Here is a 21,404-nt window from a genome sequence, read left to right as displayed (position 1 = left end):
GTATTTGATTTGATAGCTGCTTGCGCTTTATGGGCAACGGTTTGACAAGGATTTTTATGAATTTTCGTATTGGTGAAGGCTGGGATGTACATGCCCTGGTTCCTGGGCGCAAGCTGATTCTCGGCGGTGTCGAAGTGCCTCACAGCCTGGGCTTGCTCGGGCATTCGGATGCCGACGTGCTGCTGCATGCAATCACCGATGCCTTGTTCGGTGCTGCGGCCCTGGGCGATATCGGCCGCCATTTCTCGGATACCGACGCGCAGTTCAAGGGGGCGGACTCCGCCGTGCTGCTGGCCGAGGCTGCCAGGCGCGTGCGCGCCAAGGGCTTCGAGATCGGCAATATCGACAGCACCATCGTGGCCCAGGCACCCAAGCTGGCACCCCATATCGAGAAGATGCGTGAGCGCATTGCCCAGGTGCTGGAGCTGGATGTTGAGCAGGTCAACGTCAAGGCCAAGACGGCCGAGAAGCTGGGGCCTGTGGGTCAGCAGCAGGCCATGGAGGCCCGTGCCGTGGCCTTGCTGGTGCGGACTGCTTAGCTTCGTTCGGCGCAATGGCTGCGGCGAAAGCCGGTCACGAATCGCCGTAGAGGGCTTGCACTTCCGCCCCGGTCAGGGCCGGGGTGTCATTGGCCAGCGCGTAATAGTCGGGCTTCTCGTCGATATAGATCTGCTGCGCCAGTGTCAGTCCCTGGGCATCCTGAAACAGCCCGGCAGACAGAAAATGCTCATTGTTTGCCAGCAGACGGTAGAAGAGGTGGGTGCCGCAGCTGCTGCAGAAGGCGCGCTCCGCCCATGGCGAGGAGGCAAAGCGCGTGACGGGGCCGCTGGTCTGCACCGCTGTGCCGCCATGCAGCGTGAAGGCGGGCCCCTCTCCCCAGCGCCGGCACATGCTGCAGTGGCAGACATGAACTTCGTGGGTATCGGGGGCGGTGACGAGAACGGCTTTGCACAGGCATCGGGCTTGCATGGTGAACTCTCCGGCAGATGGCTGAAAGGCGATGCCGATTGTGCAATGAGGTTGAGGTGGGCAGATTCAGTCTTGCCCGACCTCATCGTCTTTCCTGTCGCGCGGCAGATTGCGCTTGACCTGGGGGCGCTGCAGGCGCTGCTCGGGCGCTGCACCGGCTGTCACACCCATGGCGCGCTGCAGCTGCAGATGGGCGACCAGGCCGCCCGTCGATGAATTGGACAGGGCAAACATGCCACCCATGCGCTGAACCGTCTTGTCCACGATGGACAGACCCAGGCCTGCGCCAGCAGCTGCCGTGCGTGCAGTGTCGCCGCGGAAGAAGGGCTGGGTCAGATTGGCCAGCTGCTCGGCCGGCACGCCCTTGCCATGGTCGCGGATGCGGATGACCACCCATTTCTCGCTCTCCTTGGCGACCACATCCACCTCGGTCGTGTCGGTCGACGGGGTCTTTCCATAGCGGCGTGCATTCTCGAAGAGGTTGGAGATCACGCGCGCCAGCTCCACCTCATCGGCCATGACGTAGAGGTCTTCGGGCACGTTCATGGTGATTTGCAGCTCACGGTGGTCCTGCACGGCATAGACGCAGGAGGCAACCACGGCGTGCAGATCCACGGGGCTGAGCATGACGCGATGATCGGGGCGGGCGTAATCCAGGAATTTGTCGATGGTGGCGTCCAGTTGAACGATGTCGGCCACCATATGCTCGCGCGCCACATCGTCATAGACGCTCATCTCGGTCTCCAGGCGCAGCCGCGCCAGCGGAGTACGCAGGTCGTGGGAAATGCCGGCCAGCATCACGGCGCGGTCCTGCTCCAGTTTGGCCAGCTTCTGCGCCATGCGGTTGAAGCCGATATTGACTTCGCGGATTTCGCTGGTCACGGCCTCCTCGTCAAGCTGGCTGGCGTCGAAGTCGCCCTCCCGCACTCGATTGGCCGCGTAAGACAGCTGTTTGAGCGGCCGGTTGATCAGGCGGGCGATGGCGGCCGCGCCGATGAGCGACAGCAGCGCGGCCGTGATCAGCCAGATCAGCCAGGTCTGGCCGCTGGCAGGAGTGAAGCGCGACTGATCCATCAGCATCCAGTTGCGGTCGCCGTTGATGGTGAAGCCCACCCACAGGCCGGGCTCTCCGTTGACGCTGCGTGCCACCACGGTACCGTAGCCCAGGCGAGTGGTCAGCTCCTCGGTCAGCTTCTGACCAAGGGCGTTTTGCTCCAGAAGCTCGAAGGAGTCGCCGGGCTCGCGGGGCAGAATGCGCACGCCTTCCTGGTCGGCCATGGTCTTGATCAGGGAGACGCGGTTGATTGCGTCCGAATGCTCGAGGGCAGCGCGGCTCAGGTTGACCAAAGAGGCCACTTGCTTGGCTGTTTGCAGCGTGCGCGGCTCGAAATCCAGTGCCCGCAGTGTCTGCAGCCAGGCCAGAATGCTGCCCACCAGCAGCAGGGCCAGCAGGCAGAAGGTACGCCAGAACAGGTTCAGCCCCACAGGGGAGCGAGCTGTGCTGCGCCGCTCGTACTCCAGAGGTACGGGGCTGGTGGCGTCGGGCGGCGGATGGTGAAAAGCGCTCATGAACAGCAATGCGGAAATAACTGGACCCGAGGGTACGCCCAATATGGGCGACACGGGTTACGGTTTGTCCAAAAAGTGTCTATCTACTGGTGGTTGTTGAAAGAGCTTGACTTATGGGTCTTATGGGCCCGCACCCAAGCGCAACAAGCCGCGCAGCGGGCGGCTTGTTGCAATAGAGGCGGGCAGAATCAGTTCATGCCATCGGGCACGAACACATAGCCTACGCCCCAGACGGTCTGGATATAGCGTGGTGCGGCAGCGTCTTCCTCGATCAGCTTGCGCAGGCGGGAAACCTGCACGTCCAGGCTGCGGTCGAACGGCTCGAATTCGCGGCCACGGGCCAGCAGGGCCAGCTTTTCGCGCGACAGAGGCTGGCGAGGGTGGCGCACCAAGGCCTTGAGCATGGCGAATTCGCCGGTGGTGAGTGGCAACTCCTCGCCATTCTTTTGCAGCACACGGGTGCCCAGGTCGAAGGTGAAGGGGCCAAAGGTCACCACCTCGTTGTCGCCCGAAGGAGCACCCGGTGCTTCCTGAGGAGGGCGGCGGCGCAGCACGGCGTGAATGCGTGCCAGCAGCTCGCGGGGGTTGAAGGGCTTGCCCAGATAGTCGTCGGCGCCCACTTCCAGGCCCACGATGCGGTCCACATCCTCGCCCTTGGCGGTCAGCATGATGATGGGGGTGCGGTCGTTGGCAGAGCGCAGGCGGCGGCAGATGGACAGACCATCCTCGCCGGGCATCATCAGATCCAGCACGATCAAGTCGACAGTCTCGCGAAGCAGAATGCGGTTGAGCGCCTTGCCGTCCTCGGCAATCATGATTTCGAAGCCTTCCTGCGTCAGATAGCGGCGCAGCAGGTCGCGGATGCGTGCATCGTCATCCACCACGAGGATCTTGTCAGTACGGTTGTTCGTCGTTGCCATGATCGTCCTTATCGATTTATTTGTAACTGGCCCATTGTTATCGCTTGATCAAAAAAATCCAGCAAAACAAGGTCAAGTCTTGCCACTTGTTACGATTGTTGCGTTTATTAATGGAACAATAAATGTTTCACAAGGAACTTTGCAGCGGTATTTTGCACTATTGTTTCAGTGTTTGTTCTGTTGGTGTGTCGAATGTGGAGTATTCGTACATAAAGTCACACTCTGGGCTGACATGCTGCGCTGCAGCGACTTTGCGCAATGGTGAAATGCATGTGTATCTGCATGGCCTGATTTACTTACAAGGGTGAACCGCATGAATCAATTTTCCAAGTCTTCCTCTTCCTCTCGCACCGCGGCTGCCGCACTTGCGCTGGCGGCGGCCTGCGCTGGCGGCAATGTATGGGCCCAGGGCGCCGCGCGTGACATGCAAAGACCTGCCAATGTGGTGCAGCTGTCGGCTCAGGGAACCGTGGAGGTCAAGCAGGACTGGATGACGGCAACCCTGTCTGCCAGCAAGGATGGTCGCGATGCTGCGTCCGTTCAGTCCCAGTTGCAAAAGATCGTGGAGTCCGCCATGACCACGCTGCGTAACGATGCACAAGGTCGGCAGATGGAGTTGAGCACAGGTAATTTCTCCATCTCGCCGCGTTATGGCAACAACGGCAAGATCGAAGGCTGGCAGGGCCAGGCCGAGATCGTGCTGCAGGGGCGCGACTTTGCGCGCATCACCCAGGCAGCGGCCAAGGTGCAGGAGATGACATTGGGCAGCATGAGCTTCGGCCTCTCGCGCGAAGCACGGGAAAAGGTGGAGGGCGAAGCCCAGGCCAAGGCCATCGAGAACTTCCGTCAGCGTGCTGCGGCCATCTCCAAGAGCTTCGGTTTTGCGGGCTACAGCCTGCGCGAGGTCAATGTGAACAGCAGCGGCGGTGGTGGGCATCCCATGCCGCGCCCGCGCATGATGAGCATGGCCAAGGCCAGCTATGCCGATGCCGCGCCTGTGCCGGTGGAGGCGGATCGAGCCGAGGTGACGGTCAGCGTCGCTGGCTCGATTCAGATGCAGTGATAGGAACAGCGCTGCGTATATAAAAAAGGAGCAGCTTGCGCTGCTCCTTGTTGGTTTTCATCATGATTTGATGCTGAATATGGCTACTGGCAAGCGCTAAATGCTATCTAATTGATAGATGCATTTGCGCAAGCCCTGCGGCGTCTACTGTGCCGCCCAGCCGCCGTCCATATTCCATGCCACGCCGCGCACATTATTGGCCGCGGTCGAGCAGAAGAAGACTGCCAGCTCTCCGAGCTCTTCGGGCGTGGTGAACTGCATTGAAGGCTCTTTTTCTCCCAGCAACTGTCTGGTGGCGTCTTCATTGCTGATGCCTTGGGCGGCAGCCTTCGCATCCACCTGCTTTTGTACCAGCGGCGTCAGCACCCAGCCGGGGCAGATGGCGTTGCAGGTCACGCCGGTGGTGGCGTTTTCCAGTGCCGTCACCTTGGTCAGGCCGACGATGCCGTGCTTGGCGGCGACATAGGCCGATTTTTCGGCCGAGCCGACCAGCCCGTGTACCGAGGCCACATTGATGATGCGGCCCCAGTTGGCCTGCTGCATGGCGGGCAGGGCCAGGCGCGTGGTGTGGAAGGCGCTGCTCAGGTTGATGGCGAGGATGGCATCCCATTTCTCCACGGGGAAGTCCTGCACCTTGGCCACATGCTGAATGCCGGCGTTGTTGACCAGGATGTCGACGCGGCCGAACTCGGCAGCGGCGTATTTCATCATGGCCTCGATGTCGGCGGTCTTGCTCATATCCGCACCGTGGTAGCCGACCTGGATGCCGGCTGCCTTGCCGGCATCCAGTACCTGGGCGCGTGGTGCTTCGACATCGCCAAAGCCGTTGAGCACGATATTGGCACCCTGGCGTGCCAGAGCGATTGCGATACCTAGGCCGATTCCGCTGGTCGATCCCGTCACGAGAGCGGTTTTGCCTTTCAACATGGACATACAAGGTCTCCGAATGAATTACGATGCGACACAGCCATTATCGGCTCCGGTCCTGAAAACGCGTTCTCCATGAATCAACCTACGCTGAATTACGTATCGTGTCCCGGAGCCTCTGCCATGGCTCCGAGCTGGGCCAGTTCCCAGCGTCGCCAGCAGGTCGAGGTTCAGCCCGAGGGCACGCACCGCATGGCGTACTGGGAATGGAACCGTACCGGAAATCCAAGACATCCTCATGTCATCGTCTGCGTGCATGGCCTCTCGCGCCAGGGGCGAGACTTTGATGTGCTGGCCACCGAGCTCAGCCGCTTTGCCCGCGTGATCTGTCCCGATGTGGTCGGGCGCGGCGAAAGCGACTGGCTGGTCGAGCCCATGGGCTACCAGGTGCCGCTGTATGCGGCAGATATGCTTGCGCTGCTGGCCCAGTTGCATGCGCAGGCACCGATTGAAACCCTGGACTGGGTGGGCACCAGCATGGGCGGCCTGATCGGTATGGCGGTGCTGGGCCAACCCGGCCTGCCGCTGCCGGTGCCGGCGCGGCGGCTGGTGCTCAACGATGTCGGCCCGGCCATTGAGTGGGAGTCGCTGGAGCGCATCGGCTCCTATGTCGGCAAAAGCTTGCAGTTTCCCAACTTTGAGAGCGCTGCCGCCGCCATGCGCTTGATTTCCGAGGGATTCGGCCCACATACCGATGAGCAGTGGTGCCGGCTCTCGCAAGCCATGATCAAGCCAGATCCCCAAGGGGGGGTGGTGCTGCATTACGACCCCCGTATTGCGGCGCCGATGGCCCAGATGACGCGCGAGACCGCCCAGGCTGGTGAGGCCTTGCTCTGGCAGCTTTACGACCAGATCAAGGCACAGGTCTTGCTTATCAGAGGGGCCGAGTCCGATCTGCTTTCCAGCCCTACCGCCAAGGCCATGACCGAGCGTGGCCCCAGAGCGCATTGCACGGAACTGGAAGGCGTGGGGCATGCTCCGACGCTGGTAGTGCCGGGGCAAGTGGCGTTGATACAAAAGTTTTTACAAGGGGATAAGGGTCTGCCTGCGAGCATCAGTCTTGCGCAGCAGGCCCAAGAGGAAGCTGCATGAAGACCAGCGATACCGTAACCACAGTCTCTGACGCCGCACCCAAGCTCACGGAGCCTACGCCGCATCTGATTACCGCCACATCCGAGGTTTTGCCCGATCAAGTCAATGCGCTGGCGCGCGCGCGTGCCTTTGCAGAGCCGCTGATTGCAGGCGAAGTCATGGAGACCGGTGAAAACACCCTGACTCACGCCGACGCCGTGGCCGCCATCCTCAAGAAGATCGGGGGCTCGGAAACCATGCAGGCGGCCATTTATCTGGTGCACGCCAGCGTGCACCTGAACAAGCCGCAGGAAGTGATTGCCAAGGCGTTTGGCGATAATTTTGCGACCCTGGCGGTCGAGACCATCAAGCTCATTCGCGTGCAGCAGCAGGCGCGAGAGGCCGAGTTGAGCAGCCAGCATGTCGATGGCGTGGCCACGCAGACCGAGAACGTGCGCAAGATGCTGTTGGGCTTCTCGCGCGATCTGCGGGTGGTGCTGCTGCGCCTGGCGTCGCGCCTGCAGACGCTGCGCTACTACGCGGCCGAGAAGAGCCCGGTTTCGCCCAGCATCGCGCGCGAAGCACTCTATGTCTTTGCGCCCCTGGCCAACCGTCTGGGCATCTGGCAGATCAAATGGGAGCTGGAAGATCTGGCTTTCCGTTTTCTGGAGCCCGATACCTATCGCCAGATTGCGCGTCTGCTCGATGAAAAGCGGGTCGAACGCGAAGCCTATATGGAGCAGATGCGCGCGCGCCTCGAAGCCGACTTGCGCGCCCACAGCATCAGCGCCTCGGTTCAGGGGCGACCCAAGCATATCTACAGCATCGTCAAGAAGATGCGCGGCAAGTCGCTGAGCTTTGACCAACTGTTCGATATTCGTGCCATGCGCGTCATCGTGCCTACGGTCAAGGACTGCTATGCAGCCCTTTCCTGGGTGCATGAGCAATTCACGCCGCTGGAAAAAGAGTTCGACGACTACATCGCCAAACCCAAGCCCAACGGCTATCAGTCGCTGCACACGGTGGTGCGCGATGAAACCGGCCGCACCATAGAGATCCAGATCCGTACCCAGGCCATGCACGACCATGCCGAACATGGCGTGGCCGCACACTGGGCCTACAAGGAAGCCGGCACCAAGGGCTATGCGGGCGTGTCTGCGTCCAGCGAGTATGACGCCAAGATTGCCGTGCTGCGCCAGTTGCTGGCCTGGGGCAGCGACCTGACGGGCTCGGCCCAGCGTGGTCTGTTTGAAGATCGCATCTATGTGCTGACTCCCGATGCGGCCGTGATCGAGCTGCCACAAGGGGCCACACCGGTGGACTTTGCCTACTCGGTGCACACCAGCCTGGGCCATCGTTGCCGTGGCGCGCGTGTGGACGGAGCCATGGTGCCGCTGAACACCGCTCTGGAAAGCGGTCAGACGGTGGAGATCAACACGGCCAAGGAAGACCGGCCCTCGCGCGACTGGCTCAATGCCGAGCTGGGGTACCTGGTCAGCAACCGTGCCAAGGCCAAGGTGCGCGCCTGGTTCAATGCCCAGGCCACGCACGAAACCGTCTCGCGTGGGCGCGAGGCCGTTGAAAAGCTGCTGCAGCGCGAGGGCAAGACGGCGATCAAGCTTGAAGAGCTGGCTGCACAGCTGGGCTTCAAGTCTGCCGATGCGCTGTTTGAAGTCGTGGGCAAGGACGAGTATTCACTGCGCAACATCGAAGTCGTGCTGCGTCCCAGTGAAGAAACGCCAGAGGAAGACGCATTCACTCCGGTGCGCAAGGCGCGTGGGCATGACTCGTCGCGAGGTGGAGTGCTGGTGGTGGGCGTCGATTCGCTCATGACCCAGCTCGCCAAATGCTGCAAGCCGGCTCCTCCGGACGAGATCGGAGGCTTTGTGACTCGAGGCAAGGGCGTCAGCGTGCACCGCCACGATTGCTCCAATTTCCGCGAGATGATGGCCAAAAGCCCCGAGCGCGTCATTGAGGTCGACTGGGGCACTCCCAAGCATGTGGACAAGGGCGGACCGGTTTACCCTGTGGACGTTGCGGTGGAGGCGGCCGACCGTCAAGGTTTGCTGCGCGATATCTCTGACGTGTTTGCACGTGAGAAGACCAATGTCATCGGGGTGCAGACCCAGTCCGTCAAGGGAACGGCGTGGATGACGTTCACGGTGGAAGTGGCGGATTCAGGTCGCCTCAACAAGGTACTTGGCATCGTCGCCAGTGTCTCCGGCGTTCGCTCGGCAAGAAGGCGCTGATGTAAATCCCGATTGCGCCTAGCTGTGCTCGATGACAAGAAAATGTTAGCTCTCAAAAAATGAGTGAAAAACCCGTGCTACAATTGCTTCATCGAACATAACAACAGGCGCGTAGCTCAGCTGGTTAGAGCACCACCTTGACATGGTGGGGGTCGTTGGTTCGAGTCCAATCGCGCCTACCAAACGTGCAAACGAAACCAGAGTTTGCAGCAAAAATGCCCGCTAACAAGCGGGCATTTTTGTTTTTGCAGCCGCTGAGATTTGGCAAGCCTGTGACCGCTGCCGCCGATACCAGGCGTTGACCTGCTATCTGGCCGGATGTCCGCAGCGCGCCTCCAATCGGAAACTGGCTGGATCACAGTGCACCGACAACCTGAACGGCCGCTCTCGTAAGCTGTGAACTGGTGCTGCCGACCCGTTGTTGTCGTTCGCGCCTCGGTGCCCAATGTCTGCTGCCGACGTAAGCGGTCGTTCCCTGACGCCCGATGCTGCGCGTCAACGCTACAAGGCTGAGTGATCCGTCAGCGCTCGTTCGCGTCGACCAGTAAACGCCCCTCATCCGACATTCGAGCGACCCCACAGTGGTTATTGAAATGCTCGGCTGTAGCAGGACAGTGGATATGACTTGTTAGCGATCTGGCGAGGTCGCGATCGCCTTGAGGGACTTCGAAGCCTCTGAAGGCCCGGAAAACTCAATCCATTGAAGATGCGCAAACTCTCTATGCTCGCGTAGAGCGGCGAACTTCGACTGGTTATTTGCATAGGTGGATAGAGACCAGAGAAGCACCGAGTCTTTCGAGAAAAAGGCCATCCGCAATGACTCCCGATTTCCGTGGGACAGACGCTTGCGAGTAAGGCCATGGCTGAGTGTGCGACGGAGCAGGCGAGAAAATACGGTGAAGCGACCGTAGTTGAGCCAAATGACATGTGTCGCTCGTGACCAGAGCACATCACGAACAGCGCTGTAATTTCCATCTGCTACCCAGCATGCTCCTTGGGTAGCTTCAACAACTGAATGCTTGAACTGCTCGGGTGGCACTGCTTGCCAGCCTGGCCCCCAGTAGCGCGAATCAAGTTCGATATATGAGGCATGGATCTTATGCGCCAGCCTTTTGGCAAAAGTAGATTTGCCCGCGCCACTTGTGCCGATGACTAAATAGCGCATTTCAATCCTGTGCTACTAAATGACTGTCAGCCATGTTGACTCTAGGAGAGGGAAACGAGGAATTTTAATGCGCGAAGCCGCGCACAGACTAGCTGCAGGCGCATCTGTGACGGCTGCCATCGCTCGCTGTTCCCGATTGGATCTTCGTTCAAATGACTGCTTCTGGCCGAAGCCAGGCCTAGCTACTTGTGAGCGCAGCACCGCAAAGCTGACCTTTGGGGCTGCGCCTTGAGCGTCCGGTTCAGGACAGGCAGTCAACGGGTGCGGGGCGTCATCAGTCAGCCAAGAGCGGCCGTCCGGCTCGCTGGCCTTACGTCTCCAGGAAGTTGCCTTTCGCATCATCGCTTCGTCGAGCTGTCCACCAAGCGACCTGTTCTTCAACAGTGTTACGCAGGCCCCCGCATCCACAAGGCCATGCGCGTTACCTGCGCCATGCTGCTGACGCCGAGCTTGCCTTCAATAGCCTTGATTTGCGTGCGCACGGTATTCAACGACACCATCCAAACCCTCATGGTGAATGGCTGTAAACGGTGGGTCATAGAGTTGACCTGCCGTTACTTCGCCATGTACTCCCTCTTAGATGTTCAGTCTCATGGTGAGATGGTGCAGATGAGTCTGAAGCGGCTTGGATCTTTTTCCCATGCCTTACACATCGCACGGATGCTAAGGGAAAGTCCAATCGCAATCCTCGTGTCACCTATGAGCTGCTCGCAATAGGTTGCGATGTGATGCGGCAACCACTGCTCAGAGGCTCGATCATCTCCAGCAGCCGCTTGTAGCCCGTGCGCTGCACCCGCCACTGATCGGCGACCCTGATATAGCAGTCCTCGTACAGCGCACTGCCGGTGAGTATGGTCTGCTCATCCAGATTGATGAACAGATCATTGAGGTACCAGATGCCGGTAGCCGCATCACCGTCGACCTTGATTTCCGGTGTATGCCCGTTGTGCATGCCAAAGCGCCTATGGGTGAAGGCATTGCGGTAGAAGGTCATGGCTTCATCGATGCCATTGATCTCATATTGGTAAGTCGGGCTGTCGAAGCGGATATGGACATCATCGGCCAGAACGGTTTTCAGAAGTTCCAGATTGCAGGTGTCGATGCCGCGAAAGTAGCGCGCCTTGAGCTGTTTGATTTCTTCAATATCCAGAAGAGTTTGCATGCTGTTTTCCTCTGGAATTTAGTGAGGCAGGTAATGGCCGCCACTGACGTCCAGTTGGGCGCCGGTCACCACGCGCGCATAGTCGCTGGCCAGATACAGTGCGGCAGAGGCGCAATCGGCATCGTCGGGAATCTCGTTGCGTAAGGGAATCTGCTGGGCAATTACATTGACCAGCGATTCCATCGGCACGCCCTGGCGCTTGGCTTCCGCCTGGAAATAGCCTTTGACCGGTGCGCCCCACATCCAGCCGTTGTAGGTGCTGTTGACGCGTATGCCGAAGGGGCCAAGGTCTTCTGCCAGATATTGCACAGCGGTCTTGAGCGCGCCTTTGGATACGGCGTAGCCGGCTTCGAGCTGATTGGGGCGGCGCGTTGCCATGGTGTTGATCATCACAATGCTGCCGTCTTTTTGCTTTTTCATCTGCGGCACCACGGCCTGGGTCATGTTCATGGAGCCGTAGAGATTGACTTCCATGACTTTGCGCCAGTCATCCATGGAGGAGTTGCTCGAAGAGCCCCAGCTCCCGTGGGCATAGGCCGAGTTGATCAGCGCATCGATTCGACCGAACTTGGCGATGGTTAGCTCTGCAAGCCGCTGGCATTGCTCGGGCCGGGAGATATCGGTGGCGACTTTGAGGACTTCGCAGGAGTAGCCTGCATCACGAATGGCTTGCTCCGTCTCGTCCAGCATGGACTGCGTGCGGGCAGCCAGCACCACGGCTTTGGCCTGATATTCCGCCGCGCGCAGGGCCAGCTTGATGCCCATGCCGGGGCCGATGCCAGAGATGATGATGACTTTGTTCTTCAAGAGCATGATGGTCTCCTTGGATCTATAGGCTTGGAAATTGGCTGTCTTTCAGATTGCAGCCTTGGTGCGGGCGAAATGCAGTTCCTCTGAGCGGTTCTTGACATCGACCGCCACCTGATCAAAGGCAATCTTTACCCAGGCACCATGCTCGCGCATGATCGTATCGGCGTTCAGACCCAGGAACTGGTCGGTGGTGAAGTAGGTGCAGCGGTTGGCGTCAATTGCCTCTATGTATTGATCACGGCGTGCGGCGTCCTTGTTCTCGGGCACTGGGCGCTGCTCCCAGGACAGCAACTGCTCGGGCTCAAACGCGACCAGATACTCGTTGACGGGCCAGACTTCGCCTGTCAGCGGGTGGCGGGTCTTCATCTCGACGAGGTCATTGAGCTTGAGCCCACAGCGGATGTCGGGGCAGAAGCGATTCCAGAGGTGATAGTTTTCCAGGTCCGCAAGCACTTCCCAGACCACGCTGGCAGGTGCATTGATTTCCACTTTGATGGAGGTGACGAGATTGGCAGCTTTGGTCATCTTGGATGTCGCTTCAGTTGATGGGCTTGGAGGTGATCTGCAACTGCTCACTCAGCGGCTCAACGGTTTCGAGCAGGGTCTTGTATCCAGTCTCCGCAATCCACCAGCGGCCATCGCGCTTGAAATAGCGGTCTTCATAGATGGCACCGCCGTGCATATGCGTTTTCTCTTCAAGATTGATAAAGACGTAGTTCAAATACCAAAGCCCGGTGGCGTCGTCTCCCTTGACCTCTATCTCCGGCGTGTGGCCGTTGTGCATGGCCAGGCGGGTCTTGGTAAAGGAGGTTTTGTAGAAGGCCAGCGCCTTGTCTATGCCTTCCAGATGGAATTCGTAAGTCGGGCTTCTGAAAGCCAGCTTGATGTCTGGCGTCAGCATGCCCTGCAGCAATTCCAGATTGCAGGTGTCGATGGCGCGAAAGTAGCGCGCCTTGAGCTGTTTGATCAGCTCAATGGCTTCTAAGTCCAACATATGTTTTGTCTCCTTTTGCGATGAGCCAGTCTTGGGTGCCGACTTGATAAAAGTTGCTGAGGATGCAGTCCGAGCTGCTGAGGTGCGTGATGAGATCCTCGGATCCGGACATGTGTTACTGCTGCCGGCGCAGCAGTTCTTCATCCCCTTGGGCGTCATGGAAGCCATCGGCACTGCCAATGAGGAGCTGGCGCCGGCAGTCAGCCGAATGTCGCTCGGGGCGCCGCGGACTGAACATGATTTTTTCCCTGGAGCCACCTCTTAGCTTTGGCTTTGCAGATGCCTGGCTCGATATAGCGCGTAGTCGCGTTGCATCTGTTGCTCGCTCAGACCAAAGGTCTCCAGGCTGTAGTCATGGCCAGCACGTTTTTCACGGCCATTGCTGGAAAGCCATTGCTTCGCGTCTGCACGGGCTTTTTCTGTGAATTGCATATTGGCGAACTGATACACAGCCTCCAGCACCTCCATGGGCTTGGCCACGGTGTCCAAGAAGTGGATATCCAGAAAGCGCCGGCTGTCCTGTTGCTCGCGCACTTGCATGGTGTGATGAATGCCACGCGCCATGCGGCTGTTCCACTGGCGGCCTGCTGAACTCGGATCTGGCTGGTCGCTGTAGATCTGCCACAGCGTATGCGCCATGCTGGCCATGGACGGGATGGTCTGAGCGGGCTCGCGATGGGTCAGGATGACCTGAGCCTTGGGGAAGACGGACAGCAGGATTTCCAATGTATGCAGATGCTGGGGCGCTTTGAGCAGCCAGCGCTGGCCCTGCGCCTCGCCGCGCTGGTCCTTTTGCCATTGCAGAAACTGCAGCATCTTCTTGAGCTGCGTATAGACGGGGCGCTGATCCTGCTGATCAAGCCAGGCGGTGTAGCTGGGCACATCGGCGTAAGCGTCCATGGCGCATAGAAAGGAGTGCTCCATGAGCATGAATTCCTCGTCGCACAGCATGGCGCTCATGGGGTGGATGGACAGAATCTGGGGAATCGCCTCAATCGTTTGGGCGACCTCTGCCTTGGCCATGGTGATGCGTTTTTCGCAGTCCTGCGGGTCTTCACCGTTCAGTGGTGCAGGGTAGCGGGTCTCCCACCAGGCAGCAGAGTAAAAGCGAGGGTCTACGGCCAGTGTTCGCTGCAGCATGGTGGTGCCTGTGCGCGGCAGGCCCACGATAACCAAGGGGTCTTCGATCCCGATCTTCGTGATTTCTGGGAAGCGCTGGAGATAGTCCTCCATGAGCAGGCGATTGACCAACTGACCCACGAGCCGCTCGCGCATCATGGCAATGCCGGCTGCCGACAGCTTGGCTTCGGTGTTCAAGGCTCGCGTCAGAACTTCCAGCGCTTGCTGGTAGTTGTCGTTGCCAAAATCTCTCAGGCCTGGTGCACGCTCACGTGCAGCTTGCAGCAGTTCTTCGACGTGCAGAGTTTGGGGTGTCACAGGGGCATTCATACAGTCTCCAACAACTGGCCTATCGAGATAACTTTGGTGGTGGGGTGGCACTGCTCCGTGGCGCCAACCCAGCGCAGGCACATGGTTCCCTGGCGTAGACCGGCTGTCTGCAGCCAGTTGGCAATGCCAGGGTCTTTTTCGCTCAGCACCAGAGTGACGCCGCCGCTCTCGTCGTACTGCGCCTGATGCTTGTTGATGCAGATCTGGTGGTAGCGGTAGTCCAAAGACTCCAGCCAGTAGTTATTGATCTGCAGATTCCAGAACGAGCATTGCGGCACCTTGTCGATATGAATGACCAGGGCCTGGTCCTCGCTCAGTTCCCAATGCGAGTGGTAGTAGAAAATATTGGGATCACCGCCCACGGACTGGCAGTAGGCCTGATCGGCTGGCGGCAACTGATTGCTATGGGGTTGATAGCTTTGTGCCCAATCAGCAAAAAGCTTCGCGGTGTTTTCAACAAAGGATGTCACGCGCTGCAGCGACTGCGCCAGCACCAAGGGGTCCAGCGGGCCAGGGGGGGCCGTGATGCCAATGCGTTCGATTGCTAGCTTTGCGGGTACTTCGCTCTTGCGATCCATGAAAGTCTGGCGCACCAGCAAGGACACCGAGGCATCTTCCATGGGCAGCCAGTTACCGGGCTGCGGATCAGGGCTGACAATGATTTCGAAATTTCCGTCCTGATCGGTCTTGAGCTGCGGCGCATCGAGAAAGCCTGTGACAACCATGCGGCCATCGGTTTCATAGCCGCCTTTTTGCGTGCAAAAGCTCAGGTACGAAACCGTGCCTCGGTTGCCATGAATACGGTATTTCATGGAGCCGTTGAGGCGCGAGTATTCGTAGATGTTGTCCGGGTTATCTGCGCCAATCTTGGCGGTTTCGTGCGAGGTCTTGAAGAAGCTGGGAAACGCCGGGTCGGCGAACTCCACATGCATCTCCAGCGCGATGCGCAGCAGTCGGGTCAGATAGCGATAGCCTTCTGCCCGCGTTGCGGGGTCGGCAGGGGTTTCGGGACGCAGAATCTGCTGGCCACAGCGTTTGAGGTGATCGCAGAACTGCGACCAGGTTTCGCCGCTGAGCAGTTGTTCATTAATGGTTTGGGTGTCCATGATCTGGCTTTCTTTGTGTGCCGCGCATTGCCAGGTGGTGGCTGTGTGCGGTAGGTGAAAGAAGAAGGAGGGGCGTTGCAACGGCTGGCAACGCCACAGTTCATCCAGTTGCTTTAGTCTTCTGCGGGGATGATTTCGCGAGCCACCAGTTCGGCGATGATCTTGTCCACCGCCTCTTGCGCAGTCATCGCGGGGGTGGATATATGAATGTCCGGAGACTGCGGTACTTCGAACGGTGAGTCGATCCCCGTGAAGTTCTTCAGCTCGCCACGGCGCACTTTTTTGTACAGGCCCTTGGGGTCACGCTCTTCGGCAACGCACAGCGGTGTGTCGATGAATACTTCGAGGAACTCACCATCTCTCACCAGCTTGCGCGCCATTTCGCGTTCTGCCTGGAAGGGCGAGATGAAGGCGGTGATGGCAATCAGCCCGGCGTCCAAAAACAGCTTGCCCACTTCAGCGACGCGACGAATGTTTTCCACGCGGTCTGCATCGGTGAAGCCAAGGTCGCGATTGAGGCCGTGGCGCACGTTGTCGCCGTCGAGCAGATAGGTATGCCGGCCACGCGCATGCAGACGGGTTTCTAGCAGATTGGCAATGGTGGATTTGCCAGCGCCCGACAGACCGGTAAACCATAGCAGGGCCGGTTTTTGATGCAGGCGTTCGGAACGCGCTTGTTGGTTCACATTCACATGCTGCATATGAATGTTCTGCGAGCGACGCAGCGAAAAGTCGATCAGACCCGCGCCCACCGTGGCGTTGCCCAGGCGATCGATCAGGATGAAGCTGCCTGTTTCGCGATTGTCCTTATAGGCATCGAAAGCGATAGGCTGGCTGCTGGACAGATTGCAGACGCCGATTTCATTGAGCGCCAGCTCCTTGGCGGCCAGATGCTCCAGCGTGTTGACATTGATCTTGTATTTGGGGGCGGCGAAGGTGACGGGAATCGTCTTGCCTCCGATCTTCATCAGATAGGGACGACCGCCGAGCATGGGCTGCTCATGCATCCAGATGAGCGTGACCTGGAACTGATCGGCCACACCAGAAGGTGCATCCGCAACCGCAATCACATCGCCCCGGCTGCAGTCCACCTCGTCGGCCAGAGTCAGGGTAACGGACTGGCCAGCAACCGCCTGCTGCAGATCGCCATCCTGGGTAACGATGCGCGCAACCTTGGTCACGCGCCCGCTGGGCAGGATGCGGACGCTGTCTCCGGGGTGAATCTGGCCGCTGGCAATGCAGCCCGCAAAGCCGCGGAAGTCGAGGTTGGGGCGATTGACCCATTGCACAGGCATGCGAAACGGCAGCTTTTGCTGGCGCGCTTCGTCGATTTCCACCGTCTCCAGATAGCCCATGAGCGTGGTGCCGCGGTACCAGGGCATGTGCTCGCTCTGCTCGGTGATATTGTCACCACGCAGGGCAGACATGGGGATGGCCGTGATGTCTTCCAGATTGATCTTTTTGGCGAACTCGCGGTAGTCGGCCACGATGTCGTTGAAGATTTTTTCGGAGTAAGCCATCAAGTCCATCTTGTTGACGGCCAGCACGATTTTGCGGATGCCGATCAGCGATGCCAGATAGCTATGGCGCTTGGATTGAGTCAGCACACCGCGGCGCGCATCGATCATCACCACGGCCACATCGGCGGTGGAGGCACCAGTGACCATGTTGCGGGTGTACTGCTCGTGGCCGGGCGTGTCGGCCACGATGAACTTGCGCTGGTCGGTAGAGAAGAAGCGGTAGGCCACATCGATGGTGATGCCTTGCTCGCGCTCTGCGGCCAGACCATCGACGAGCAGCGCGAAGTCCAGCTCGCCGCCCTGCGTGCCGACTTTCTTGGAGTCCGCGACCAGTGCTTCCATCTGGTCCTCAAACAGCATCTTGGATTCGTACAGCAAGCGTCCGATCAGTGTGCTCTTGCCATCATCCACACTGCCGCAGGTGATGAAGCGCAGCAGGCTTTTTTGCTCGTGTGCCTTCAGGTATTTCTCGATATCTTCAGAGATGAGTGCAGATACATGTGACATCAGAAATACCCCTCTTGCTTCTTCTTTTCCATGGATGCGGCCGAGTCGTGGTCGATCATCCGGCCCTGTCGTTCCGAAGTACGTGTCAGCAGCATTTCCTGAATGATCTTGGGCAAGCTATTGGCGTCGGATTCGACGGCACCCGTCAGGGGGTAGCAGCCCAGGGTGCGAAAGCGAACATTGCGCATCATGGGAACTTCGCCACTCTTGAGCGGCATGCGCTCGTCATCGACCATCAGCAGCGTGCCGTCTCGCTCCACCACTGGGCGAGGTGCTGAGAAATAGAGTGGAACTATGGGGATGTTTTCGAGATAGATGTATTGCCAGATATCCAGCTCGGTCCAGTTGGACAGAGGGAACACTCGGATTGATTCGCCTTTGTTCTTGCGTGTGTTGTACAGATGCCAGAGTTCCGGGCGCTGATTTTTGGGATCCCAGCGGTGCTGGTCCGAGCGGAAGGAAAAGATGCGTTCCTTGGCGCGAGACTTCTCTTCATCGCGGCGCGCGCCACCAAAGGCGGCGTCGAAGCCATACTTGTCGAGAGCTTGCTTCAGCCCTTCGGTTTTCATGACGTCGGTATGAATTTGCGAGCCATGCTTGAACGGACTGATGCCCATTTCAAGACCTTCGGGGTTGATGTGAACCAGCAGGTCCATGCCCAGTTTGGCTGCCATCTGATCACGAAAGCGATACATGTCCTGAAACTTCCAGGTCGTGTCCACATGCAGCAAAGGGAAGGGTGGTTTGGCCGGATAGAAGGCCTTCATCGCCAGGTGCAGCATGACCGCACTGTCCTTGCCGATGGAGTAGAGCAGGACGGGGTTTTCTGCCTCGGCAACAACCTCGCGCATGGCCTGAATGCTTTCGGCTTCCAGCCTTTGCAAATGAGTCAGCACCACAGATTTCTCCTTGGTTTTTTGTTTTGGGTGCTGCCAACTGTAGGAGTCCGTTAAATCAAATCTTTGCGCGAATTGATGTTTTAGAAGTTGCTGTGTCATGCTCGCCATAGCGTCCAGCCTCGGTGACGTTGGGCTTCTGGAATAGGTGCTCTTCGGTACTAGCGATATGTCTTGCGCAGTCTTCAAGATGCTGCAGGCCAATTCGTTCGACTGGCTGAGCATCTCTGTGGCAGCAGGCAGATGAAACAGGCGAAGCCGGTCGTGGCTGTCGCTGGCAAGCGATGAAAAAGTGGCCGCGCGCTGCCACTGCATGGCGGCAAGCAGGGCAAAGATCTTGCCCTCGCTGGAGCACCTGAGGCGATCAAAAAAATCTTCCAGATGCGCGGCGCACAGGCTGCCTTCATACGGTTGCCAATACACCTTGCCGCGGTTGTTGACGGCACGCAAGATGCCATGCCTCAGGCGTCCGGGGCAGTTGTTATGGGCACCAAAATCATCGATCCAGACAATGCTGGCGCTCTCTTTTCGGGCCTGTTCGCAAATATCCAGATAGGTTGTGGCATACCAGCGCTGCACATTGCTGGATGCCTGCTTCATGCGCTTGGCAGGGCGGTCGGCATTCAGGTTCCAGCGCTGCAGGTACTGGGCGTTGGTACGCTCGGGCAAGTCAAGCTGCTGGCGCTGCAAGATCAGCTGCTGCATGGCTTCTAACTGCCACAGCAAAAAAGGCAGGCCATGGTCGGCGGGCTGGGTGCTGACCAGTTGCACATAGATGTCCTGCTCCTGTATGGCCGACAAGGAGCGGCCTTCGCCAGGTTTGCGGCCTCGCTCGCGCACAGGGACGGCGTTCCATCCCCCTTCCTGCCAGGCTTTGTGGGCGGCAATGATGGTTGGTGCGGACAGGCCCGTCGCCTTACCGACTTCTTTGAGCGTTTGGCCTGCAAGCCGCAGCTTCACGGCTTGAATTCGCAGTGGATTGATTTCCTGGACACTGAGCTTCTTACCAACAGCCATGTGCATTCCTGTTAAACATTCACTCGCTTATTTGCGAAGATCCGGATGCATTTACTGTCGGCCTGTCCTCTGATCGGCGCATAGGCCAAACGGACCACATGAATAACAACACAGGAGATTTTTGTGATTCAGACCCGAAGCGCACTGCTTGAAGACGTAATGGCCATCACCCGCGAAGCGGGTGCTTTAATCATGAAGATCTATCGCCGCGACTTTGAGGTGCGCGGCAAGCAGGATGCATCGCCCGTGACTGAAGCCGACGAAAAGGCCGAGCGCCTGATTCTTGAGCGCCTGGGCGCCTTGCCGTCGCTGTTTCCCGTCGTTTCCGAGGAAGCCGCTGCGGCGGGATATGTACCTGAGATGGGGCAATGCTTCTGGCTGGTTGATCCTCTGGACGGAACCAAGGAATTCATCAACCGCAATGGCGAGTTCACAGTCAATATCGCGCTGATCGAAGATGGAGTCCCTGTGCTGGGCGTCGTTTTCGCTCCGGCGCTGGATCGCATGTACGCTGGCGCCATAGGACTCGGCGCATGGCTGGAGGTGCAGGGAAAGCGCCAAGCCATTGAATGCAGAAGCATCCCGGAGGATGGCCTTGATGTGGTGGCCAGTCGTTCGCACGGCGATGCTGATGCGCTTGATCATTTTCTCAATGGGCGCTCGGTGCGGTCACTCAAAAGTGCAGGCTCATCGCTCAAGATTTGTCTGATTGCCGAGGGAGAGGCTGACCTCTATCCACGCTTGGGTCGAACCATGGAGTGGGATATCGCTGCGGGTCATGCGGTGCTGGCCGCTGCAGGCGGTCAGATTCATGCGCTCAACGGAGATGTTCTGAGCTACGGCAAGCGAGATTTGAGTAATCCTCATTTCTATGCATGCTCGAGAGATTACCGCTGATTTAAAGCTTTCGCACAGCATTGCCTCCCGCCATGAATGCCCAGAGTGCGGGCACTCACTACCTCTGTGTTTGACGATAGATGAACTTTGCCGTGACGCTAATTCGAGCTTGTCTGCTTTGCGGGCTGCTGATGAGTGCAGCCTGTGCCGACAAGGCTGCGTCTCGCCAACCCGTCAAAATTGTTGTCGGATTCGAAGCCGGCGGTGCCATGGATACCTTGGCGCGCGCGTTTGCAACCCAGCTCTCAGTGCGATTGCAGCGCTCCGTCTATGTGGAAAACAGAGTAGGGGCAGGTGGAGCCATTGCCGCGAACTATGTTGCGAAATCCAGGCCCGATGGGAATACGTTGCTCTTGGCGTCGCCTGCCGAAATTTTCATCAATCCGATCTACACCAGAAGTAGGGACTCGGGCGAGGTCGCTGATATGGTGCCGGTCGCCAAAATTTCCTCTGCTCCTATTGTTCTTGCCACGCGTGGCGACTCCGCAATACATCAACTGGGTGATATCGCAGCTGCGGCACAAAATAATGCCCATGGCTTGAGTTTCGCGTCCTCAGGAATTGGCAGCTTGCAGCATTTGGTGGGCGAGAGCTTGGGCAAAGCCTTGGGCGTGGAGCTATTGCATGTTCCTTACGGAGGAGCCGCTTCTGCAACTGCAAGCCTGATGGGAAAGCAAGTGGATTTACTCTTTGCGGGGCTTGCTCCCATAGCCTCCCATCTTCAAAGCCAAAAGATACACGCATTGGGGATTGCCTCGGCTCAGAGGTCGAAACGTTTTTCCGATATCCCCACGTTTCAGGAGATGGGACTCCAAGGCGTCAGCTTCGAATACTGGCAAGGAGTCTTCCTTCCCAAGGGAGCAACATCCGAACTGGCTCTGTATCTATCCACCGAGATCAACAAGGTGATCAAAGACACAGACTTTGTGGATCAACTGGAAAATTCAGGTTTTGAAGTTGCGTACAAGGACTACAAGCAGTTCGAGCCATTTTTGCAAGCGGAGGATCAGCGCTACCGGAGTTTTTTTAGGAAAAGCGGCTTTTTATATTGATCTCATGAATCTGTTTGGAGCTCAGGTTTAGCTAGATCATTTGATGTGGAAATCGTCGCGC

20 protein-coding genes and 1 tRNA gene are annotated in these 21,404 nt (G+C 58.4%); 8 read left to right on the top strand and 13 right to left on the bottom strand.

What is annotated here, in order from left to right; translation table 11 throughout:
* Positions 1-56: 56 nt before the first annotated feature.
* The gene (gene ispF / locus QYQ99_RS01680) at positions 57-539 is read left to right on the top strand and encodes a 2-C-methyl-D-erythritol 2,4-cyclodiphosphate synthase (protein ID WP_003070287.1); all 483 of its coding nucleotides are present in this window, start codon (positions 57-59) and stop codon (positions 537-539) included.
* Between the two features lie 34 nt (positions 540-573).
* Here ispF and QYQ99_RS01675 read toward each other — a convergent pair whose 3' ends face one another.
* The 3 genes from QYQ99_RS01675 to ompR all read right to left on the bottom strand — a co-directional run bounded on the left by QYQ99_RS01675 (position 574) and on the right by ompR (position 3,458).
* The gene (locus QYQ99_RS01675; RefSeq protein ID WP_302091140.1) at positions 574-969 is read right to left on the bottom strand and encodes a GFA family protein; all 396 of its coding nucleotides are present in this window, start codon (positions 967-969) and stop codon (positions 574-576) included.
* Positions 970-1,035: 66 nt separating this feature from the next.
* A complete protein-coding gene (locus QYQ99_RS01670; protein ID WP_302091139.1) occupies positions 1,036-2,538 on the bottom strand; it encodes a sensor histidine kinase in 1,503 nt (500 codons plus the stop codon).
* Between the two features lie 188 nt (positions 2,539-2,726).
* Positions 2,727-3,458 carry an osmolarity response regulator transcription factor OmpR gene (gene ompR, locus QYQ99_RS01665; RefSeq protein ID WP_003055820.1) on the bottom strand — a complete coding sequence of 244 codons (732 nt, stop codon included), beginning with the start codon at positions 3,456-3,458 and terminating at the stop codon, positions 2,727-2,729.
* Between the two features lie 313 nt (positions 3,459-3,771).
* Here ompR and QYQ99_RS01660 point away from each other — a divergent pair, with 313 nt between their 5' ends.
* Positions 3,772-4,521, top strand: a complete 750-nt coding sequence (locus QYQ99_RS01660; protein WP_302091138.1) for an SIMPL domain-containing protein — start codon at positions 3,772-3,774, stop codon at positions 4,519-4,521.
* A gap of 144 nt (positions 4,522-4,665) precedes the next feature.
* Here QYQ99_RS01660 and QYQ99_RS01655 read toward each other — a convergent pair whose 3' ends face one another.
* Positions 4,666-5,448, bottom strand: a complete 783-nt coding sequence (locus QYQ99_RS01655; protein ID WP_302093087.1) for a 3-hydroxybutyrate dehydrogenase — start codon at positions 5,446-5,448, stop codon at positions 4,666-4,668.
* Positions 5,449-5,523: 75 nt separating this feature from the next.
* Between QYQ99_RS01655 and QYQ99_RS01650 the strand changes: the two genes are divergently transcribed.
* The 3 genes from QYQ99_RS01650 to QYQ99_RS01640 all read left to right on the top strand — a co-directional run bounded on the left by QYQ99_RS01650 (position 5,524) and on the right by QYQ99_RS01640 (position 8,950).
* Positions 5,524-6,540 carry an alpha/beta fold hydrolase gene (locus QYQ99_RS01650; RefSeq protein ID WP_302091137.1) on the top strand — a complete coding sequence of 339 codons (1,017 nt, stop codon included), beginning with the start codon at positions 5,524-5,526 and terminating at the stop codon, positions 6,538-6,540.
* Entirely contained in the window at positions 6,537-8,768 is a 2,232-nt protein-coding gene (locus QYQ99_RS01645; RefSeq protein WP_302091136.1) for a RelA/SpoT family protein, read from the top strand. The genes QYQ99_RS01650 and QYQ99_RS01645 overlap by 4 nt, the downstream gene beginning before the upstream one ends.
* Before the next feature lie 105 nt (positions 8,769-8,873).
* Positions 8,874-8,950 (top strand) — tRNA-Val (locus tag QYQ99_RS01640).
* 446 nt (positions 8,951-9,396) lie between these two features.
* On the opposite strand, the gene QYQ99_RS01635 is transcribed toward QYQ99_RS01640, so the two are convergent.
* From QYQ99_RS01635 to QYQ99_RS01615, 5 genes are all read right to left on the bottom strand, one after another.
* The gene (locus QYQ99_RS01635) at positions 9,397-9,933 is read right to left on the bottom strand and encodes a toxin (protein WP_302091135.1); all 537 of its coding nucleotides are present in this window, start codon (positions 9,931-9,933) and stop codon (positions 9,397-9,399) included.
* Positions 9,934-10,630: 697 nt separating this feature from the next.
* Positions 10,631-11,095: a nuclear transport factor 2 family protein gene (locus QYQ99_RS01630; RefSeq protein ID WP_302091134.1), complete on the bottom strand. Its 465-nt coding sequence runs from the start codon at positions 11,093-11,095 to the stop codon at positions 10,631-10,633.
* Between the two features lie 18 nt (positions 11,096-11,113).
* Positions 11,114-11,908: an SDR family oxidoreductase gene (locus QYQ99_RS01625; RefSeq protein ID WP_302091133.1), complete on the bottom strand. Its 795-nt coding sequence runs from the start codon at positions 11,906-11,908 to the stop codon at positions 11,114-11,116.
* A gap of 42 nt (positions 11,909-11,950) precedes the next feature.
* Positions 11,951-12,430: an SRPBCC domain-containing protein gene (locus QYQ99_RS01620; protein ID WP_302091132.1), complete on the bottom strand. Its 480-nt coding sequence runs from the start codon at positions 12,428-12,430 to the stop codon at positions 11,951-11,953.
* A gap of 13 nt (positions 12,431-12,443) precedes the next feature.
* Positions 12,444-12,899 carry a nuclear transport factor 2 family protein gene (locus QYQ99_RS01615; RefSeq protein WP_302091131.1) on the bottom strand — a complete coding sequence of 152 codons (456 nt, stop codon included), beginning with the start codon at positions 12,897-12,899 and terminating at the stop codon, positions 12,444-12,446.
* Between the two features lie 31 nt (positions 12,900-12,930).
* On the opposite strand from QYQ99_RS01615, the gene QYQ99_RS01610 reads away from it, so the two are divergent.
* Entirely contained in the window at positions 12,931-13,164 is a 234-nt protein-coding gene (locus QYQ99_RS01610; RefSeq protein ID WP_302091130.1) for a hypothetical protein, read from the top strand.
* Here the strand turns inward: QYQ99_RS01610 and QYQ99_RS01605 are convergent.
* The 4 genes from QYQ99_RS01605 to cysD all read right to left on the bottom strand — a co-directional run bounded on the left by QYQ99_RS01605 (position 13,161) and on the right by cysD (position 18,377).
* Complete coding sequence (locus QYQ99_RS01605) at positions 13,161-14,348, bottom strand: sulfotransferase family protein (protein ID WP_302091129.1); 1,188 nt, start codon at positions 14,346-14,348, stop codon at positions 13,161-13,163. The genes QYQ99_RS01610 and QYQ99_RS01605 overlap by 4 nt on opposite strands.
* Entirely contained in the window at positions 14,345-15,454 is a 1,110-nt protein-coding gene (locus QYQ99_RS01600; protein WP_302091128.1) for a DUF1214 domain-containing protein, read from the bottom strand. Before QYQ99_RS01600 ends, QYQ99_RS01605 begins: the two co-directional genes overlap by 4 nt.
* A 113-nt stretch (positions 15,455-15,567) precedes the next feature.
* Positions 15,568-17,481: a sulfate adenylyltransferase subunit CysN gene (gene cysN / locus QYQ99_RS01595; RefSeq protein ID WP_302091127.1), complete on the bottom strand. Its 1,914-nt coding sequence runs from the start codon at positions 17,479-17,481 to the stop codon at positions 15,568-15,570.
* Positions 17,481-18,377, bottom strand: coding sequence for a sulfate adenylyltransferase subunit CysD (cysD, locus tag QYQ99_RS01590; protein ID WP_302093086.1), 897 nt, complete (start codon positions 18,375-18,377; stop codon positions 17,481-17,483). The genes cysN and cysD overlap by 1 nt, the downstream gene beginning before the upstream one ends.
* A 1,176-nt stretch (positions 18,378-19,553) precedes the next feature.
* On the opposite strand from cysD, the gene cysQ reads away from it, so the two are divergent.
* Complete coding sequence (gene cysQ / locus QYQ99_RS01585; protein ID WP_437439074.1) at positions 19,554-20,291, top strand: 3'(2'),5'-bisphosphate nucleotidase CysQ; 738 nt, start codon at positions 19,554-19,556, stop codon at positions 20,289-20,291.
* 80 nt (positions 20,292-20,371) lie between these two features.
* Positions 20,372-21,343 (top strand): Bug family tripartite tricarboxylate transporter substrate binding protein, encoded by a 972-nt coding sequence (locus tag QYQ99_RS01580; protein WP_302091125.1) that lies wholly within the window; start codon positions 20,372-20,374, stop codon positions 21,341-21,343.
* Positions 21,344-21,404: the final 61 nt, after the last annotated feature.

The sequence above is a fragment of the Comamonas testosteroni genome (assembly GCF_030505195.1).
Classification (GTDB): Bacteria; Pseudomonadota; Gammaproteobacteria; order Burkholderiales; family Burkholderiaceae_C; genus Comamonas; species Comamonas testosteroni_G.
This window is presented reverse-complemented; position numbering and strand designations above follow the sequence as displayed.

Coding starts and splice junctions, on each gene's coding strand:
- ispF (WP_003070287.1), top strand. CDS start 57: ATGAATTTTCGTATTGGTGAAGGCTGGGATGTACATGCCCTGGTTCCT.
- QYQ99_RS01675 (WP_302091140.1), bottom strand. CDS start 969: ATGCAAGCCCGATGCCTGTGCAAAGCCGTTCTCGTCACCGCCCCCGAT.
- QYQ99_RS01670 (WP_302091139.1), bottom strand. CDS start 2,538: ATGAGCGCTTTTCACCATCCGCCGCCCGACGCCACCAGCCCCGTACCT.
- ompR (WP_003055820.1), bottom strand. CDS start 3,458: ATGGCAACGACGAACAACCGTACTGACAAGATCCTCGTGGTGGATGAC.
- QYQ99_RS01660 (WP_302091138.1), top strand. CDS start 3,772: ATGAATCAATTTTCCAAGTCTTCCTCTTCCTCTCGCACCGCGGCTGCC.
- QYQ99_RS01655 (WP_302093087.1), bottom strand. CDS start 5,448: ATGTTGAAAGGCAAAACCGCTCTCGTGACGGGATCGACCAGCGGAATC.
- QYQ99_RS01650 (WP_302091137.1), top strand. CDS start 5,524: ATGAATCAACCTACGCTGAATTACGTATCGTGTCCCGGAGCCTCTGCC.
- QYQ99_RS01645 (WP_302091136.1), top strand. CDS start 6,537: ATGAAGACCAGCGATACCGTAACCACAGTCTCTGACGCCGCACCCAAG.
- QYQ99_RS01635 (WP_302091135.1), bottom strand. CDS start 9,933: ATGCGCTATTTAGTCATCGGCACAAGTGGCGCGGGCAAATCTACTTTT.
- QYQ99_RS01630 (WP_302091134.1), bottom strand. CDS start 11,095: ATGCAAACTCTTCTGGATATTGAAGAAATCAAACAGCTCAAGGCGCGC.
- QYQ99_RS01625 (WP_302091133.1), bottom strand. CDS start 11,908: ATGCTCTTGAAGAACAAAGTCATCATCATCTCTGGCATCGGCCCCGGC.
- QYQ99_RS01620 (WP_302091132.1), bottom strand. CDS start 12,430: ATGACCAAAGCTGCCAATCTCGTCACCTCCATCAAAGTGGAAATCAAT.
- QYQ99_RS01615 (WP_302091131.1), bottom strand. CDS start 12,899: ATGTTGGACTTAGAAGCCATTGAGCTGATCAAACAGCTCAAGGCGCGC.
- QYQ99_RS01605 (WP_302091129.1), bottom strand. CDS start 14,348: ATGAATGCCCCTGTGACACCCCAAACTCTGCACGTCGAAGAACTGCTG.
- QYQ99_RS01600 (WP_302091128.1), bottom strand. CDS start 15,454: ATGGACACCCAAACCATTAATGAACAACTGCTCAGCGGCGAAACCTGG.
- cysN (WP_302091127.1), bottom strand. CDS start 17,481: ATGTCACATGTATCTGCACTCATCTCTGAAGATATCGAGAAATACCTG.
- cysQ (WP_437439074.1), top strand. CDS start 19,554: ATGGCCATCACCCGCGAAGCGGGTGCTTTAATCATGAAGATCTATCGC.
- QYQ99_RS01580 (WP_302091125.1), top strand. CDS start 20,372: ATGAACTTTGCCGTGACGCTAATTCGAGCTTGTCTGCTTTGCGGGCTG.